This is a genomic window from Glycomyces amatae (assembly GCF_020991375.1).
Taxonomy (GTDB): Bacteria; Actinomycetota; Actinomycetes; order Mycobacteriales; family Micromonosporaceae; genus Glycomyces; species Glycomyces amatae.
Genome location: NZ_JAJLQZ010000012.1, coordinates 91,138 through 105,674, shown reverse-complemented (window position 1 = coordinate 105,674; position 14,537 = coordinate 91,138). Strand labels below are relative to the sequence as shown.

General features: G+C 71.8%; 17 protein-coding genes. 8 read left to right on the top strand and 9 right to left on the bottom strand.

Annotated elements, in window-relative coordinates:
• Positions 1–84 precede the first annotated feature (84 nt).
• The 8 genes from LO763_RS18370 to LO763_RS18335 all read left to right on the top strand — a co-directional run bounded on the left by LO763_RS18370 (position 85) and on the right by LO763_RS18335 (position 6,580).
• Positions 85–1,605, top strand: coding sequence for a sugar ABC transporter ATP-binding protein (locus LO763_RS18370; protein WP_230786995.1), 1,521 nt, complete (start codon positions 85–87; stop codon positions 1,603–1,605).
• Positions 1,598–2,671: an ABC transporter permease gene (locus tag LO763_RS18365; RefSeq protein ID WP_230786994.1), complete on the top strand. Its 1,074-nt coding sequence runs from the start codon at positions 1,598–1,600 to the stop codon at positions 2,669–2,671. Before LO763_RS18370 ends, LO763_RS18365 begins: the two co-directional genes overlap by 8 nt.
• Positions 2,668–3,696, top strand: coding sequence for an ABC transporter permease subunit (locus tag LO763_RS18360; protein WP_230786992.1), 1,029 nt, complete (start codon positions 2,668–2,670; stop codon positions 3,694–3,696). The genes LO763_RS18365 and LO763_RS18360 overlap by 4 nt, the downstream gene beginning before the upstream one ends.
• Before the next feature lie 134 nt (positions 3,697–3,830).
• Positions 3,831–4,748 (top strand): ABC transporter ATP-binding protein, encoded by a 918-nt coding sequence (locus tag LO763_RS18355; RefSeq protein WP_230786991.1) that lies wholly within the window; start codon positions 3,831–3,833, stop codon positions 4,746–4,748.
• Positions 4,745–5,593 carry an ABC transporter permease gene (locus LO763_RS18350; protein WP_230786989.1) on the top strand — a complete coding sequence of 283 codons (849 nt, stop codon included), beginning with the start codon at positions 4,745–4,747 and terminating at the stop codon, positions 5,591–5,593. The genes LO763_RS18355 and LO763_RS18350 overlap by 4 nt, the downstream gene beginning before the upstream one ends.
• A 40-nt stretch (positions 5,594–5,633) precedes the next feature.
• Positions 5,634–5,828, top strand: coding sequence for a helix-turn-helix transcriptional regulator (locus tag LO763_RS18345; RefSeq protein ID WP_255672768.1), 195 nt, complete (start codon positions 5,634–5,636; stop codon positions 5,826–5,828).
• Between the two features lie 108 nt (positions 5,829–5,936).
• On the top strand, positions 5,937–6,161 hold the full coding sequence (locus LO763_RS18340) for a ribbon-helix-helix domain-containing protein (protein WP_230786986.1): 225 nt from the start codon (positions 5,937–5,939) through the stop codon (positions 6,159–6,161).
• Positions 6,158–6,580, top strand: coding sequence for a PIN domain-containing protein (locus tag LO763_RS18335; protein WP_230786984.1), 423 nt, complete (start codon positions 6,158–6,160; stop codon positions 6,578–6,580). Before LO763_RS18340 ends, LO763_RS18335 begins: the two co-directional genes overlap by 4 nt.
• Before the next feature lie 68 nt (positions 6,581–6,648).
• On the opposite strand, the gene LO763_RS18330 is transcribed toward LO763_RS18335, so the two are convergent.
• From LO763_RS18330 to LO763_RS18290, 9 genes are all read right to left on the bottom strand, one after another.
• Positions 6,649–7,905: a serine hydrolase domain-containing protein gene (locus tag LO763_RS18330; protein WP_230786983.1), complete on the bottom strand. Its 1,257-nt coding sequence runs from the start codon at positions 7,903–7,905 to the stop codon at positions 6,649–6,651.
• 144 nt (positions 7,906–8,049) lie between these two features.
• Entirely contained in the window at positions 8,050–8,487 is a 438-nt protein-coding gene (locus tag LO763_RS18325; protein WP_230786981.1) for a DUF2550 domain-containing protein, read from the bottom strand.
• Between the two features lie 3 nt (positions 8,488–8,490).
• Positions 8,491–8,772 (bottom strand): F0F1 ATP synthase subunit epsilon, encoded by a 282-nt coding sequence (locus LO763_RS18320; RefSeq protein WP_230786980.1) that lies wholly within the window; start codon positions 8,770–8,772, stop codon positions 8,491–8,493.
• Positions 8,773–8,931: 159 nt separating this feature from the next.
• Positions 8,932–9,609, bottom strand: coding sequence for a Crp/Fnr family transcriptional regulator (locus tag LO763_RS18315; protein ID WP_026924818.1), 678 nt, complete (start codon positions 9,607–9,609; stop codon positions 8,932–8,934).
• A gap of 337 nt (positions 9,610–9,946) precedes the next feature.
• On the bottom strand, positions 9,947–11,143 hold the full coding sequence (locus LO763_RS18310; protein ID WP_230786978.1) for a MarP family serine protease: 1,197 nt from the start codon (positions 11,141–11,143) through the stop codon (positions 9,947–9,949).
• Between the two features lie 28 nt (positions 11,144–11,171).
• Positions 11,172–11,846: an NUDIX hydrolase gene (locus tag LO763_RS18305; protein ID WP_230786977.1), complete on the bottom strand. Its 675-nt coding sequence runs from the start codon at positions 11,844–11,846 to the stop codon at positions 11,172–11,174.
• Positions 11,843–12,400 carry a TlpA family protein disulfide reductase gene (locus LO763_RS18300; protein WP_230786975.1) on the bottom strand — a complete coding sequence of 186 codons (558 nt, stop codon included), beginning with the start codon at positions 12,398–12,400 and terminating at the stop codon, positions 11,843–11,845. The genes LO763_RS18305 and LO763_RS18300 overlap by 4 nt, the downstream gene beginning before the upstream one ends.
• Positions 12,397–13,173, bottom strand: coding sequence for an endonuclease III (gene nth / locus LO763_RS18295; protein WP_230786974.1), 777 nt, complete (start codon positions 13,171–13,173; stop codon positions 12,397–12,399). The genes LO763_RS18300 and nth overlap by 4 nt, the downstream gene beginning before the upstream one ends.
• Positions 13,170–14,483, bottom strand: a complete 1,314-nt coding sequence (locus LO763_RS18290) for a S8 family peptidase (protein ID WP_230786972.1) — start codon at positions 14,481–14,483, stop codon at positions 13,170–13,172. Before LO763_RS18290 ends, nth begins: the two co-directional genes overlap by 4 nt.
• Positions 14,484–14,537 lie beyond the last annotated feature (54 nt).

Genomic DNA, 14,537 nt, shown 5'->3' with positions numbered 1-14,537 from the left:
GGCGGGCCCAGGCCCGCCCGGACGCCTTCCGACCCCCTGAGCCGCCGCACCGCCCCCGGTGCACCGCAACGAAAGTCGAATCCCATGTCCGACGACCCGATCGTCCAGATGACCGGGATCAGGAAGGACTTCACCGGTGTCCGCGCCCTCGACGGCGTGGACTTCACCCTCAGGCCAGGAGAGATCCACGCCGTCATGGGGGAGAACGGGGCCGGCAAGTCCACACTGATCAAGGTCCTCACGGGCGTCCACGCCCCCGACGCCGGCCGGATCCGCCTCGACGGGAGACCGGTCGGGTTCCACGGCCCCGCCGCGGCCCAGGCCGCCGGCATCTCCACCGTCTACCAGGAGGTCAACCTCACCGACAACCTGTCGGTGGCCGAGAACCTCTTCGCCGGGCGCGAACCGCGCCGCGGCCCGTTCATCGACTTCCGCGCCATGCGCCGCAAGGCGAAGGCGCTCCTGGACGACATCGGGCTCGACCTCAACGTCGCCGCGCCCCTGTCGTCCTACTCGATCGCCATGCAGCAGCTCGTCGCCATCGCCCGCGCGATCGACGTCGAGGCGAAGGTCCTCATCCTCGACGAGCCGACCTCCTCGCTCGACCGCGACGAGGTCGAGGTGCTCCTCGGCGTCATGCGCCGCCTCGCGGCGCAGGGCACCGCGATGGTGTTCATCTCCCACTTCCTCGACCAGGTCTACGAGATCTGCGACCGGATGACGGTGCTGCGCAACGGCCGCCTCGTCGGCGAGTGGGCCACCGCGGACCTGCCGGAGAACGAGCTCATCGGGCACATGCTCGGCCGCGAGGCCGCCGAGCTGGAGCAGATCGAGCGCACCGTCGCCGGCCACCGCGTCGCCGACGAGGCGCCGCTCGCCTCGGCCGCGGGCCTGGGCCGCAAGGGCTCCATCGCCCCCTACGACCTGGACGTCCACCGCGGCGAGGTCGTCGGCCTGGCCGGGCTGCTCGGGTCCGGGCGCACCGAGACCGTCCGGCTCATCGCCGGAGCCGACCGCGCCGACTCCGGCGAGCTGCGCCTCGACGGCGCGAAGGCGAGCGGGCACAACCCGCGCACCGCCGCCGCGCGCGGCATCGCGTTCTGCCCCGAGAACCGCAAGACCGAAGGGCTCGTAGGGGACCTGACGGTGGGCGAGAACATGATCCTCGCGATGCAGGCCGCCCGCGGCTGGGCCCGGTCGGTGCCCGCGGCCCGCCGCGACCGGCTCGTCGCCGAGTTCATCGAGAAGCTCGACATCCGCCCGGCCGACCCGGACATGCCCGTCAAGAACCTCTCCGGCGGCAACCAGCAGAAGGTGCTCCTGGCCCGGTGGATGCTCGTCGAGCCGCGGCTGCTCATCCTCGACGAGCCCACCAGGGGCATCGACGTGGGCGCCAAGGCCGACATCCAGCGGCTCGTCGCCGAGCTCTCGGGCGAGGGCATGGCGGTCCTGTTCGTCTCCGCCGAGCTCGACGAGGTCACCCGCCTCTCGGACCGGATCGCGGTCCTGCGCGACCGCGAGCTCATCGCCGTGCTCGAGTCCGAGTCCGAGCGGACCGTCGAGCACATCGTCGACACCATCGTGGCCGGAGGCCGACATGAGTGAGGCCCCTGCGACGGGCGGGAAGCGGCCGAACCCGTACGCGAAGCGGCTCATGTGGCCGGTGCTGGTCCTGGCCGCCCTCATCGCCGTCAACATCGCCGTCACCGGGTTCGACTTCATCGTCCCGGAGGTCAACGACGGCCGCCTCGGCGGCGCGTTCGTCAACATCCTGCGCCGCTCGGCGCCGCTGCTGCTCATCGCCCTCGGGATGACGCTCGTCATCGCCACCAAGGGCATCGACCTGTCCGTCGGCGCCGTCTACGCCATCGGCGCGGCCATCGCCTGCCAGATGATCATCGGCGCCGAGGACCAGACCGCGACGGGGCTCGTCCTCGGCGCCGTGGCCCTCGCCCTGGCCGTCACCGCCGCCATCGGCGCCTGGAACGGGGTCATGGTGGCGCACTTCGGCGTCCAGCCGATCGTCGCCACGCTCATCCTCATGATCGCCGGGCGCGGCATCGCGCAGCTCGTCACCGGCGGCCAGATCCCCAAGGTCCAGGACGCGAGCCCGTTCACCGAGCTCGGGCGCGGCGAGCTCCTCACCGTCCCGGTCCCGATCTGGATCGCCGCCCTCGTCCTCGCCGCCCTGGCCCTGCTCACCCGCCGGACCGCCCTGGGGATGCTCCTCGAGTCGGTCGGCGGCAACCCCGAGGCGAGCCGCCTCGCGGGCATCCGCGCCAAGGGCATCACCGTCCTGGTGTACCTGGTGTGCGCGCTCTGCGCCGGTCTCGCCGGGCTCATCGGCGCGGCCAACCTCGGCAGCGCCGACGCCAACAACGGCGGCCTGTGGATCGAGCTGGACGCCATCCTCGCCGTCGTCATCGGCGGCACCGCGCTGCTCGGCGGCCGGTTCTTCCTGCTGGGCACCACCATCGGCGTGGTCATCATCGGGACGCTGGAGGACACCATCATCAACGTCGGGCTCTCCAGCCAGTGGCAGTTCACCGCGAAGGCCATCGTGGTCTTCATCGTCGCGCTGCTCCAGAGCCCCGGCTTCCGGGCCTGGGTCCTGAAGCCGTTCAAGCGCAGGCCGGCGCCCGCGCCCGCCGAGGAGGCCATGTCGAAATGAGCACGCACCAGCTGACCGAGCGCCCCTCGCGCTCGATGCTCTTCGACGGGCTCGCCCGCTACATCCCCATCGGCGCCACCGTCGCGCTCCTGCTCGCGCTGTACGGCGGCGGCGTCGCCAACTACCCGAAGTTCGACAGCCCGCAGGTCATCGCGAAGCTGTTCATCGACAACGCCCCGCTGCTGGTCATCGCCGTCGGCATGACCTTCGTGATCCTCTCGGGCGGCATCGACCTCTCGGTGGGCTCGGTGATGGCCTTCGCGACGATGGCCTGCGCCTGGCTCACCGTCGACGCCGGGATCTCGGCGCCGCTGGCGGTCGCCCTGGTGCTCGCCTTCGGCACGGCCTGGGGCCTGCTCATCGGCGCGGTGATCCACTACTTCGACGTGCAGCCGTTCATCGCGACCCTGGTGGGGCTGTTCCTGTTCCGGGGGCTGACGCTCCAGATCTCCGACACCGACGTCTCCATGCGGGACGTCGAGTTCTTCCAGTGGGGCATGGTCCACGCCGTGGACGTCGGCGAGATCCGCGACGGCGGCTTCTGGCTGCCGAACCTGTCGTTCGTGGCGTTCGCGGTCGTCATCGTCGCGTTCACGGTGCTGCACTACACGCGCTTCGGGCGCGGCGTCTACGCCGTGGGCGGCTCGGAGTCCTCCGCGCTGCTCATGGGGCTGCCGGTGGCGCGCACCAAGATCGGCGTCTACGCCGTGAGCGGGTTCTGCGCGGCCCTCGCGGGCGTGCTGGCCGCGTTCGCGACCAAGAGCGCCAACCCGCTCGCCAACGTCGGCGCCGAGCTCGACGCGATCGCGGCGGTCGTCATCGGCGGGACGCTGCTGACCGGCGGGGCCGGGTTCGTCCTCGGCACGGTCGCGGGCGTCATGGTCTGGGGGATGCTCAACACGCTCATCGCCTTCCAGGGGAACCTGTCCTCGTGGTGGGCGCGGATCGCCATGGGCGTGCTCCTGCTCGCGTTCATCCTGCTCCAGCGGGTCCTCGCCCGCTCGGGCGAGAAGCGGCGCACCTAGTCCTCGCTCTTCGCACTGGAAGGGCCGCCCGCGGCGCTGCGGGCGGCCCTTCGCGTTATACGGGTTGGCGGAGTCCTCCGACAAGATGTAGCATGAGTGCTATCAATCAAGGGATCACTACAACGGAGACGATCATGGGACACCCCCCTGGCGGGCCCGCCATCGCCGTATCCGACCTGCGGATGCGCTACGGCGACAAGGACGTGCTCAAGGGCCTCGACCTGGAGATCGAAGCGGGCGGCGTGACCGCCCTGCTCGGACCCAACGGCGCCGGGAAGACCACCACCATCGAGATCCTCGAGGGCTTCCGGGGCCGCTCCGGCGGCGAGGTGAGCGTGCTCGGCACCGACCCGGCCCACGGCAAGGAGGCGTGGCGCGCCCGGCTCGGCGTCGTGCTCCAGGAGTGGCGCGACAACGGCAAGTGGAAGGTCCGCGACATCGTCACCCACTTCGCCGAGTACTACCGGCCCTACGCCGAGCCGTACGGACCGGACGAGCTGCTGGAGCTCGTGGGCCTCGCCGAGCAGTCGGGCCAGCGGGTCCGGACCCTCTCGGGCGGGCAGCGCCGCCGCCTCGACGTCGCCCTCGGCATCATCGGCAAGCCCGAGCTGCTGTTCCTCGACGAGCCGACCACCGGCTTCGACCCGCACGCCCGCCGCGAGTTCCACGAGCTGATCCACCGGCTCACCGACCTCGACGGCACCACGATCCTGCTCACCACCCACGACCTCGACGAGGCCGAGAAGCTCGCCGAGCGCATCCTCATCCTCGCCGGCGGGCGCATCATCGCCGACGGCTCGCCCGACCAGCTCGCCCGCGCCGCCTCCACCACCGCCGAGGTCAAGTGGATCCAGGACGGGGCGCTCCAGGTCCACGCCACCGATGACGCCACCGACTTCGTCCGCAAGCTCCTGGCCACCGACGACGGCGCCGTCTCGGACCTGGAGGTCCACCGCGCCAGCCTCGAGGACGCCTACCTGGGACTGGTGGCCCGCTTCGAGTCCGGCGACGCCGAGACCGCGGTCGACACCTTCAAGGAGGCCACCCGATGAACACCACCGCGCACGAGTACCGCACCGGCTGGAAGCGCGCGCTCATCGAGACGCGCATCTCGCTGACCTCCCCGGGCGACCTCATGGGCTTCATCCTGCCCACCGGCATCGCCGTCGTCGTCCTCCTGTTCATGCAGAACGCCGACTTCGAGGGCGCGCCCGTCTCGCTCGGGTCCATGAACATGCCCAGTCTCATCGGCATGAACATCGTGTTCGGCGGCATCACCGGCATGGTCGGCATCCTCGCCATGGACCGCACCAACGGGACCCTCCTGCGCGCCAAGTCGATGCCCGGCGGCATGACCGGATACCTCGTCGGGCACCTCGTCTCCACCGCCATGTTCATCGCCGTCACCGTGATCGTGCTCCTGGCGGTCGGCCTGCCCCTGTTCGACGGCCTCGAGTTCGGCACCCCCGACCGGTGGCTGATGTTCCTGGCGGTCCTGGCCATGGGCATCGTCGCGGCCCTGCCGATGGGGGCCGTCCTCGGCGCGCTCCTGGACAACCCGCGCAACATGGGCCTGGTCATCTTCCCCATCATGGGCCTGATCGCCGTCTCGGGGATCTTCTACCCGATCACCGCGCTGCCGACCTGGCTCCAGTGGATCGGCCAGGCCTTCCCGATGTACTGGATGGGCCTGGGGATGCGGCACGCGCTGCTGCCCGACGCGATGGCGGCGGTGGAGATCGGCGGCGAGTGGCGGACCCTTACGATGTTCGCCGTGCTCGCGCTGTGGGCCGTCGTGTCGATGGCGCTGGCGCCCAGGCTCCTGCGGCGGATGTCGCGGCGCGAATCGGGTTCGGCCGTGGCGGCTCGCCGCGCCGACATGCAGAGGGATTGGTGACGACGCCGTGGCCGGGGACGAGGTCTACAACAGGATCGCGATGCTGCGCGCCGAGCGGGGCGTCTCGCGCCGCCAGCTCGCGGAGGCCCTCGGCGTGCACTACCAGACCGTCGGCTACCTCGAGCGGGGCGAGTACTCGCCGAGCCTGTACCTGGCGCTGAAGCTCGCCGAGTACTTCGAGGTGCCCGTGGAAGTCGTCTTCTCCACCAAGCCCTTCCCGAGGCTCGGCGCCTGACGGAAGGGCCCGCGCCCCGCGCTCCGGCAACACCACGGCTGCGGCCGCCCGGAGCGCGGGGCCTCTTTGCTCAATGCCATACCGCCATACGTATGGTACGGTCAGGACATGGGGAAATCGACCTACCATCTTCCCGACGACCTCAAAACCGCGATCAAGCGGAGCGCGGCCGAGCACGGGGTATCGGAGTCGGAGTTCGTTCGGCAGGCGCTGTGGGCGAGTGTCGCCCCGAGCGCGCCGAACTGGGACCTGCTGCCGACGATCCACAGCCCAGAACTGGCGGCGTTGGGCGACGAAGAGGATTTCCTGACGGCGAACGGCTTCGACAGGTGATCATCTGCGACACGAACTGCCTGCTCAGTCTCATCAACGCCGAAGACGCCCATCATCGGACGGTTCGTGACCTGGTCTCCTCGCTGTCCACGCCGCTCGTTGTCAGTCCGCTGGTGCTGGCCGAGTTCGATTACCTGGTCCGCAAGGTGGTCAGCGCCGATACCGCACGGGGAACCCTCGCGAACCTTTTGCGCGGCAGACTTATCGAGGTACCGGCGTTGTCGGCCACCGATCTGCTGACCGCGGTCAAGGTCGACGCCAAGTACAGCGGTCTCGATCTCGGCCTCACTGACGCAAGCCTTGTGGTACTGGCCTACCGGTACAAGACGCTCGACCTGCTCACTCGCGACGAGCGCGATTTCCGTCCCATCACTCCGTTGCAGGGCGGTGCCTTCCGCCTACTGCCGAAGGACGGATAGCGGGCGACCGGGCCGGTCGTTGGTAAAGGCCCGCGGGAGTCGCCTCCCGCGGGCCCGGTCTGCTCGTCTCAGCCGAGGCGCGTCGACTCCTGGATCGCCGCGACGGCCGCCGGGAGGTCCTGCGAGCGCAGGGCCGACGCCTCGGGCAGCTCGCCGATGTCGACGCCGCACAGGCCCGCGACGAGCACGCCGCTGACGGCCCAGGACAGCTCCTCGGGGTCGGCCTCGCCGTGCCGGTCGTCGACGTTCCAGGTGACCGTGGTCTGCCGCTCGCCGTCGAGCGAGTGGAACGAGTACGTCTGGTGGCCCAGGCCGCCGCCGGTGTGCCCGATGAAGACCTCGTCCGGGTCGTCGGGGCAGCCCATGGCGAGCCCGGTGAGCCCCAGGCCGTAGCCGTACCCGAAGCCGGTGTCGACGTACTGGCGCATCTCGGCCAGCTGCGACTCGTCCAGGAGGGTGCCGTCGGTCAGCGCGCGGTAGAAGTCGTTGACGTCGTCCATGGGGGCGACGACGCCGCCGGCGGCCCAGAGCTGGTCGTTCGAGAGCCTCGTGGTGTCGAAGTACGGATCGTCCGCGTCGCCGGTGGTCAGGTACGGCGCCGGGTTCGCGCCGCGGATGCCGAAGCTGCCCTCCCGCGGCAGGTACGTGTCGTCCAGGTCCGCCGGGTCGAAGACGCGGTCCTCCAGGACCTCGTCGAGGTCGTCGCCGGTGAGCTCCTCGACGAGCAGCCCGAGCGCGATGTAGCCGGTGTTGGAGTAGGACCAGGCGGTGCCCGGTTCGAACAGCAGCGGGCCCTCGGTGCCCGCGGCGACCAGCTCCTCCGGCTCGTAGTCGGTCCGGTAGCCCGCGTAGAAGTCGCTCAGGTCGTTCTCGATGAGCGAGGGGTAGAGGTGGGCGAAGTAGTCGCTCAGACCCCCGGTGTGCTGCATGACCTGGCGGATCGTCGGCTCGTCCTCGTAGGGGAGGAGCCCGGGGAGGTAGTCGCCGAGGGTCCGGTCGAGGTCGACCTCGCCTTCGGACTGGAGCTGGAGGAGCACGGCGGCGACCATCGACTTGGTGAGGCTGGCGATGCGGACGCGGTCGTCCTCGTCGACCCGCCCGCCGCCGCCGTCGATCCTGCGGGTGCCGTCGGCCTCGGCCCAGGTGTCGCCGCCGAGGCGGACCTCGGCCACCACGGAGTGGTCGGCGACGTCGTAGAGCGCCTCGAGCCTCCGGTCGAGCAGCTGCTCGTCGAGTCCGGCGGAGGCCGGTTGCGCCTGTGCTGCGGTCGGGATCGCGATGAGCGAGAGCGCGAGGGCTCCCGCGACGGTGAGGTGTCTGCCCATGCCCCAACGCTAGGGGGCGAAGCGGGGCGAGGTCACCGCAAATCGAACGAAATGCGTATGCGCCGGAAGGAGGACCGGAGACGGCGGCGCCTCCTCCGAACGTCGGAGGAGGCGCGGCTCGTGGTCATCGGGAACGCTTGCGGCTCAACCGCGTTCACTGTAGAACGCGGCCCCCGGCGGGGCCGCCTCGAGCCAGGAGAGGAACCCGGTGACGGCCGAGGTGGTCATCGCCAGCTCGACTTCGCCCGCGGTGTTCTTGCACCGCAGGATCGCCACTTCGGGGGGGAAGATCTGGGCCTCGGGACCGGCCGGGGTGCGCCGCTCCGAGACCTGGAGGTCGTCGCGCGAGAGCGCGTAGCGCGGCCCGAACGCCAGTGAGAACATGCGGTACCAGCGGAGCGTGCCGCTCTCGTAGACCGCGAAGCCGGGGGCCCAGCCGCGCCCCTCCATGTGCCGCGAGAGCCTGGCGGCCATGGCCACCGAGCCCGAGCGGGACAGGATCGAGCGCCGGACGTAGGTCAGCACCAGGAACACCGCGACGGACGCCGCCAGTGCGGCGACGACGAGCAGTGCCTTCAGCATGGCCTACGCCGAAGCGGGGGCGACCGCCTCGGCGGTCTCGGCGAGGATGGTCACGCCGTCGGTGGTGACCGACAGGAACCCGCCCTCGATCCGCCACGCCAGCTCGCCGCCGTCGACCGGCTGCACCCGCACGGTGCTGTCGACGCGCAGCTCGCCCAGGAGCGGCTGGTGCCCGGGCAGCACGCCCAGTTCGCCCTCCGTGGTGCGGGCGTACACGGCCTTGGCCTCGCCGGTCCACACCTTCGCGTCGACTGCCACTACTTCGACGTTCAATCGCCCTGCCACAACGCTCCTTCAGCAGACTCCGGGATGGTTACCGGAAGTCTAGACGGCACCGGGCGCGAACGTCGAATCGCCCACGGCGCGGGACTGCGAGATCACCCGCACCGGTGGTATGCGAAAAGGCCCCCGGCATCGCCGGGGGCCTCGAGTCGGACGCGTCGGTCACACGCGGGCACGGCGCGCGAGGCGCTCCGGGTCCATGATGATGACGCTCTTGCCGTCCAGGCGCAGCCATCCGCGCCCGGCGAAGTCGGCCAGGGCCTTGTTCACGGTCTCGCGGGAGGCGCCGACCAGCTGGGCGAGCTCCTCCTGCGTGAGGTCGTGGGTGACGCGCAGGACGCCGCCGTCGCGGGTGCCGAAGCGGCTCGCCATGTGCAGCAGGGCCTTCGCGACCCGGCCGGGCACGTCGGTGAAGATGAGGTCTGCCATCGAGTCGTTGGTGCGGCGCAGCCGGCGGGCTATCACCCGCAGGAGCTGCTCGGCGATCTCGGGCCGGTTCGCCAGCCACGGCCGCAGGGCGGTCTTGGACAGGCGGGCCATGCGGGTGTCGGTGAGAGCGGTGGCGGTGGCGGTGCGGGGGCCGGGGTCGAACAGCGCGAGTTCGCCGACCATGTCGGAGGGGCCCATCACCGCGATCAGGTTCTGGCGGCCGTCGGCGGAGCGTCGCCCGAGCTTCACCTTCCCGGACATGACGATGTACAGACTGTCGCCCGGCTCGTTCTCGGTGAAGACGGTCTGGCCCTTGTTGACGTCGACGTACTCCATCTCTTTGATGAGGGACTCGACAGCTTCGGGGTCGACGCCCTTGAACAGGGCGGCCCTGGCCAATACATCTTCCATGTCCGTTCGCACCTTTCTTCAACGCACCGCTAGTGCAAGTACTGAGTCTATGCCTCTTGTCCGCATTGCGGGAGCGAGACCCCCGTAAATCCACATGCGCACCATGTCCGGTATGAGCACTGCCTCATGAGCACCGCTGAGGCCGAAATCGACGTTCGTATCCGCAAGAATGCGCCCCGTCCGTTCCGCGCGTCACCCCGAGAGACTCGCCACGCCGTCCCAGCAGGAGTTTCTTTCCGATGAACGGAATGCGAAGACGGCGACCGGTACAGCCTACCCGCAATGTGACGCCACGCCCAGCACCAGGCAATGGGCGGTTTCCACCGAGAACGCGGCCTCAGGTGCAGGCGCCGGTGTCGACCGCTCCCGAAGCGGTCCGGCCCGCCTCCAGGACCGGCGCGGACTCGTCCATCGTCAGCGCGTACCCGGTCTCCGGGTCGTCGACCGCCGCCGCGAAGATGACGCCGATCACCGCGCCCTCCGGGTCGAGCAGCGGGCCGCCGGAGTTCCCGCCGATGATCGTGGCGTACAGCTGGTACACCTCGCGGGTGACGCTGCCGTCGTCGTAGATGTCGGGGCCGGTGACGATCCGCGCCTCGCGGACGCGCGCGGCCGTCGCCGTGTACGGGCCGCCGCCGGGGTAGCCCAGGACGATCGCGTCCTCGCCGGAGCCGGCGGTGTCCCCCTCCAGCGGCAGCGCGGGGGCGTCCAGGCCCGGGACGTGCAGGACCGCCAGGTCCTTCTCGGGCTCGAACACGATGACCTCGGCGTCCAGGAGCTCCCCGCCGGACTCGACCTGGACGTTGTCGGTCCCGGCGACCACGTGCGCGTTGGTGGCGACGAGCTCGTCGTCGTAGACGAAGCTGGAGCCCTCGATCTGCCGGTCGCAGGAGGGCGCCGAGCCGTGGACCTTGAGGACGGACGCCTCGGCCTCGCGCACCAGGCCCGAGGCGGCGAGCTCGGGGTCGGGCGGCTCGACCGACCGGGCGTCGGTCGGGTCGAGCCCGAAGAACACGTTCGGCATCCCCGAGGTGTTCAGCGACTCCTGGAGCGACTCGTAGACGCCCTTGACCGTCTCGGGCATGTACTCGTCGATGCCGGAGACCAGGCTCGAGTGGCGGACCGCGCCCGCCACCGCGGGCATGGACGAGTTCGCGAGCGGCGCGGCGGCCACCCAGGTCACCAGCAGGACCGCGGCGACCGAGACGATCGGGCCCGCGAACTGGTCGAGACGCCTGGAGCCGTTGGACTTGAGCCGCTTGCGGAGCCGGTAGCCCAGGGAGGTCGCGAGGGCCATGCCGCCCACGGCGAGCGCGAACACCACGATGAGCGCGACGACGAGCTTCGCGAGGGCCTCCCGGTAGAAGTCGGCCGCGAACGGCGCGACCTGGATGCCGATGAGGGCGCCGCCGAGGAAGCCGATGAACGCGGTCGCGGAGGCGAGGAACCCCTCCCGGTAGCCGTTGATCGCGAACAGGAGCGCCAGGAGCACGATGACCACGTCGACCAGGAGTCCCGCGCCGTGCGCGCTCATCGCCCACCTCTTCTTCGTCGCAGAGGGGTTACAGCCCTTCGAGTGTCATGGTCCGGTCGGCGTCCCAGGGCCGGGACCAGCCGCCCAGGTCCAGTAGCCACGACAGTACCCCGGCGGTGAACCCCCAAATCAGGGGTACGCCCGCGACCTCGAAGCACGGGCCGCTGCGCCCCGACGGGTAGCGGACCGTGCCGCGCGAGTCCGGGTCGGCCAGGAGCGGCAGCGGGACCTGGTGCGCGGCGGCCACTTCGGACTCCGCCTGGGGCGCGACCGTGTGGGGCCGGGACCAGAACGCGAGGACCGGCGTCACCGCGAAGCCCGACACGGGGATCCACAGGGGCGGGAGGGTCGCGCCGACCGCCACGGTGCCGGGGTCGACGGCGAGCTCCTCGGCGGCCTCGCGCAGCGCCGTCGCGACCGCGTCGGCGTCGCCGGGGTCGGCCGCGCCGCCGGGGAAGGCGACCTCGCCGGGGTGGTGGCGCAGGGTCGCGGCCCGCTGCTGGAGGAGGACCGAGGGGCCCGGCTCCTCGAGCGCGGCGTCCTCTTTCAACAGGACGAGCACCGAGGCGCTGCGGGCGCTCTCGCGGTCGTGGGGGAGGAGGTGGTCGGCGATGACGCGCTCGGCCGCGGGGCCCTCGGCGGACTCGGCGGCCCGCAGCAGCGGCGCCCACCAGCCGGGGCGCCCGGGGGCCTTCGCGGTCATGCCAGCTCCAGGCCGAACGCGGCCTCGGCGGTCTCGGTGAGGCCCTCGGCGGTGACGCCGGGTTCGACCAGCAGCTCGGCCACGGCGCCGTCGGCGTCGACGAACGCGATGCCCGGCAGGCCCGGGACGCCGAGCCCGATGCGGACCGCCTCGTCCGGGTCGGAGACGGAGGGGTAGGTCATGCCGAACTCCTCGGCGAACCAGCGGGCCGCCTCGCGCGTGTCGGCGGTGTCGACGCCGAGGACGCCGACCTGGTCGCCGTGGGCCTCGTAGAAGGCCTGGACCTCGGGGGCCTCGTCCCGGCACGGCACGCACCAGCTGGCCCACAGGACCACCACGAGGGGCCGGCCGTCCGCGCCGACCGCGGTCGCGGCCCCGTCGCCGAGGCAGTCGAGTTCGAGTTCGCCGACGCCGTCGATCGGCGCGTCGCCGGGCCCGCACGCGACCGACCAGGTCGGCCCGTCCGCGCCGCCGGCGGCCTCGGGCGCGTCGTCGCCGCACGCGGACAGGGACAGAAGGAGCAGTGCCGCGGCGGCGGCCGGGGCGCGCCTCATGCGCCCACCGCGTCCTCGCCGCCTCCGGCGTCGGCCGCCAGTGCGACGAGCTCGTCGACCCGGTTCCCGCGCAGGAGCTTCGCGGCCTCGGCCGGGTCGGTGGGGCCCTCGCCGAACGAGGGGCACTGCGCGGCGAGGGTGCACGCCCCGCACGCGGGCTTGCGGGCGATGCAGACGCGGCGCCCGTGGAAGATGATCCGGTGGGAGAACATGGTCCACTCGCGGTGCTCGATGAGCTTCTGGAGCTGGAACTCGAGTTTCACCGGGTCCTTGCCCTCCACCAGGCCGAGGCGGTTGGTGAGGCGGATCATGTGCGTGTCGACGGTGATGCCGGGGACGCCGAAGGCGTTGCCGAGGATGACGTTGGCGGTCTTGCGGCCGATGCCCGGGAGCTTCACGAGCGCGTCCAGGTCCTGCGGGAGCCTGCCGCCGTGGTGCTCGGCGAGCGCCTTGCCGAGGCCGATGATGGACCGGGCCTTGTTGCGGTAGAAGCCGGTGGGCCTGATGATCGTCTCGACGTCCTCGGGGTCCGCCGCGGCGTAGTCGTCCGCGTCGCGGTACTTCGCGAACAGCGCGGGGGTCGTCAGGTTCACCCGCACGTCCGTGCACTGCGCCGAGAGGATCGTGGCGACGGCCAGTTCGAGCGGGTTGCCGTAGTCGAGCTCGCAGTGCGCGTCGGGGTGGGCCGCGGCGAGGAGGCGGTCGATGACGCGAGCCCGGCGCTTCTTGGCCAGCTCGCTCTCAGTGCCCTTGCGGGCGTCGGCGGCGGTCACCCCGCCATGGTACGCGGGCGGCTAGGCGGTGCTTCCGAACTCCCGGTGTGGCGGTATCCGAGTCCATTGGTTCGCTCGCAAGGCGGAAGGGCCTTGGAATACCGGTGTTGTATTCGACGGCCCTGACAACGCAGCGAGCGGGCCAATGGGCCGGATAACGACCGGCGGGGGTTCGGAAGCACCGCCTGGGGCGCCCCCTCGGTTCCCCGCGGGCGCACGCCGCCCCGCAGGAGCAGCGCCGACAGCCCGAGCAGGCCGCCTCCGGCGGCGGTCGCGGCCAGGCTCCAGGCCTGCGGGACCTCGCGGTCGTCCGCCGCGGGGGGCAGTCCTTCCGCGTCGGCGGCGACGGCCGCGGCCGCGTCGACCACGCCCGCGCCGAGTCCGCCCCCGCCGGGCCGCGCGGTCGCGGTCAGGGCCCGCCGCACCTGCTCGGCGGTCCAGTCCGGGTGCGCCGAGCGGACCAGGGCCGCCGCGCCCGAGACGACCGCTGCGGCGAACGAGGTGCCGGTGACGGTCCGGTGCCCGCCGCCGGACCGCGCGGCGAGCAGCTCCGCGCCGGGCGCGGCCAGGTCGGTCTCGCCGCCGGTGACGGCGGTGCGCCAGCGCTCGCCGGACCGGTCGGTGCCGGTGACGGCGAGGACGTCGGGCAGGCGCGCGGGGAACCACACCGCCTCGTCCGGGCCGTCCTGGTGCTGGTTGCCGGTGCAGGCGACCACGAGCACGTCGTGCCGCTCGGCGTAGGCGAGGGCCTCCGCGAACGGCGCGGAGTCGTAGTGGCCGCCGAGGGAGAGGTTCACGATGTCGGCGCCGTTGTCGACGGCCCACTCGACGGCGGCGCCGACCATCGCCGAGTCGTGGTAGCGGTTCTCGTCGTCGAGGACCCGCACCGGCAGGATCGACGCCTCGGGCGCGACGCCGGGCTCGGGCGAGTCGGCGCGGCCCGCGATGATCCCCGCGACGGCCGTGCCGTGGCCGACCGGGTCGGCCTGGCCGAACGCGCGCTCGTAGACCGGGCCGGGCTCGGCGCCGAGGGCCAGGAGCCGGGGCTCGGCCCCGGGGTCGACGTCGACGTAGCTGCGGCCGGGCAGGACCGCGCCCGCGAGGTCGGGGTGGTCGGCGTCCACACCCGAGTCGACGACGGCGACGACGACGCCCGCGCCCGCGGCTTCGGACCAGGCCGCGGGGGCGCCGACGGCCGACAGGTGCCAGGCGGCGGGGGCGGCGGCGCGGCCCGCCGACGCGGGGGCCAAGAGCGCCAGCAGCATCGCGCAGACGCAGGCCAGAAGGCGGCGAACGGAACGGTCCCACATGAGAACGGGATCGTCACACAGCGACAGGCCCACAGCGTGGGAATGACACGCGTT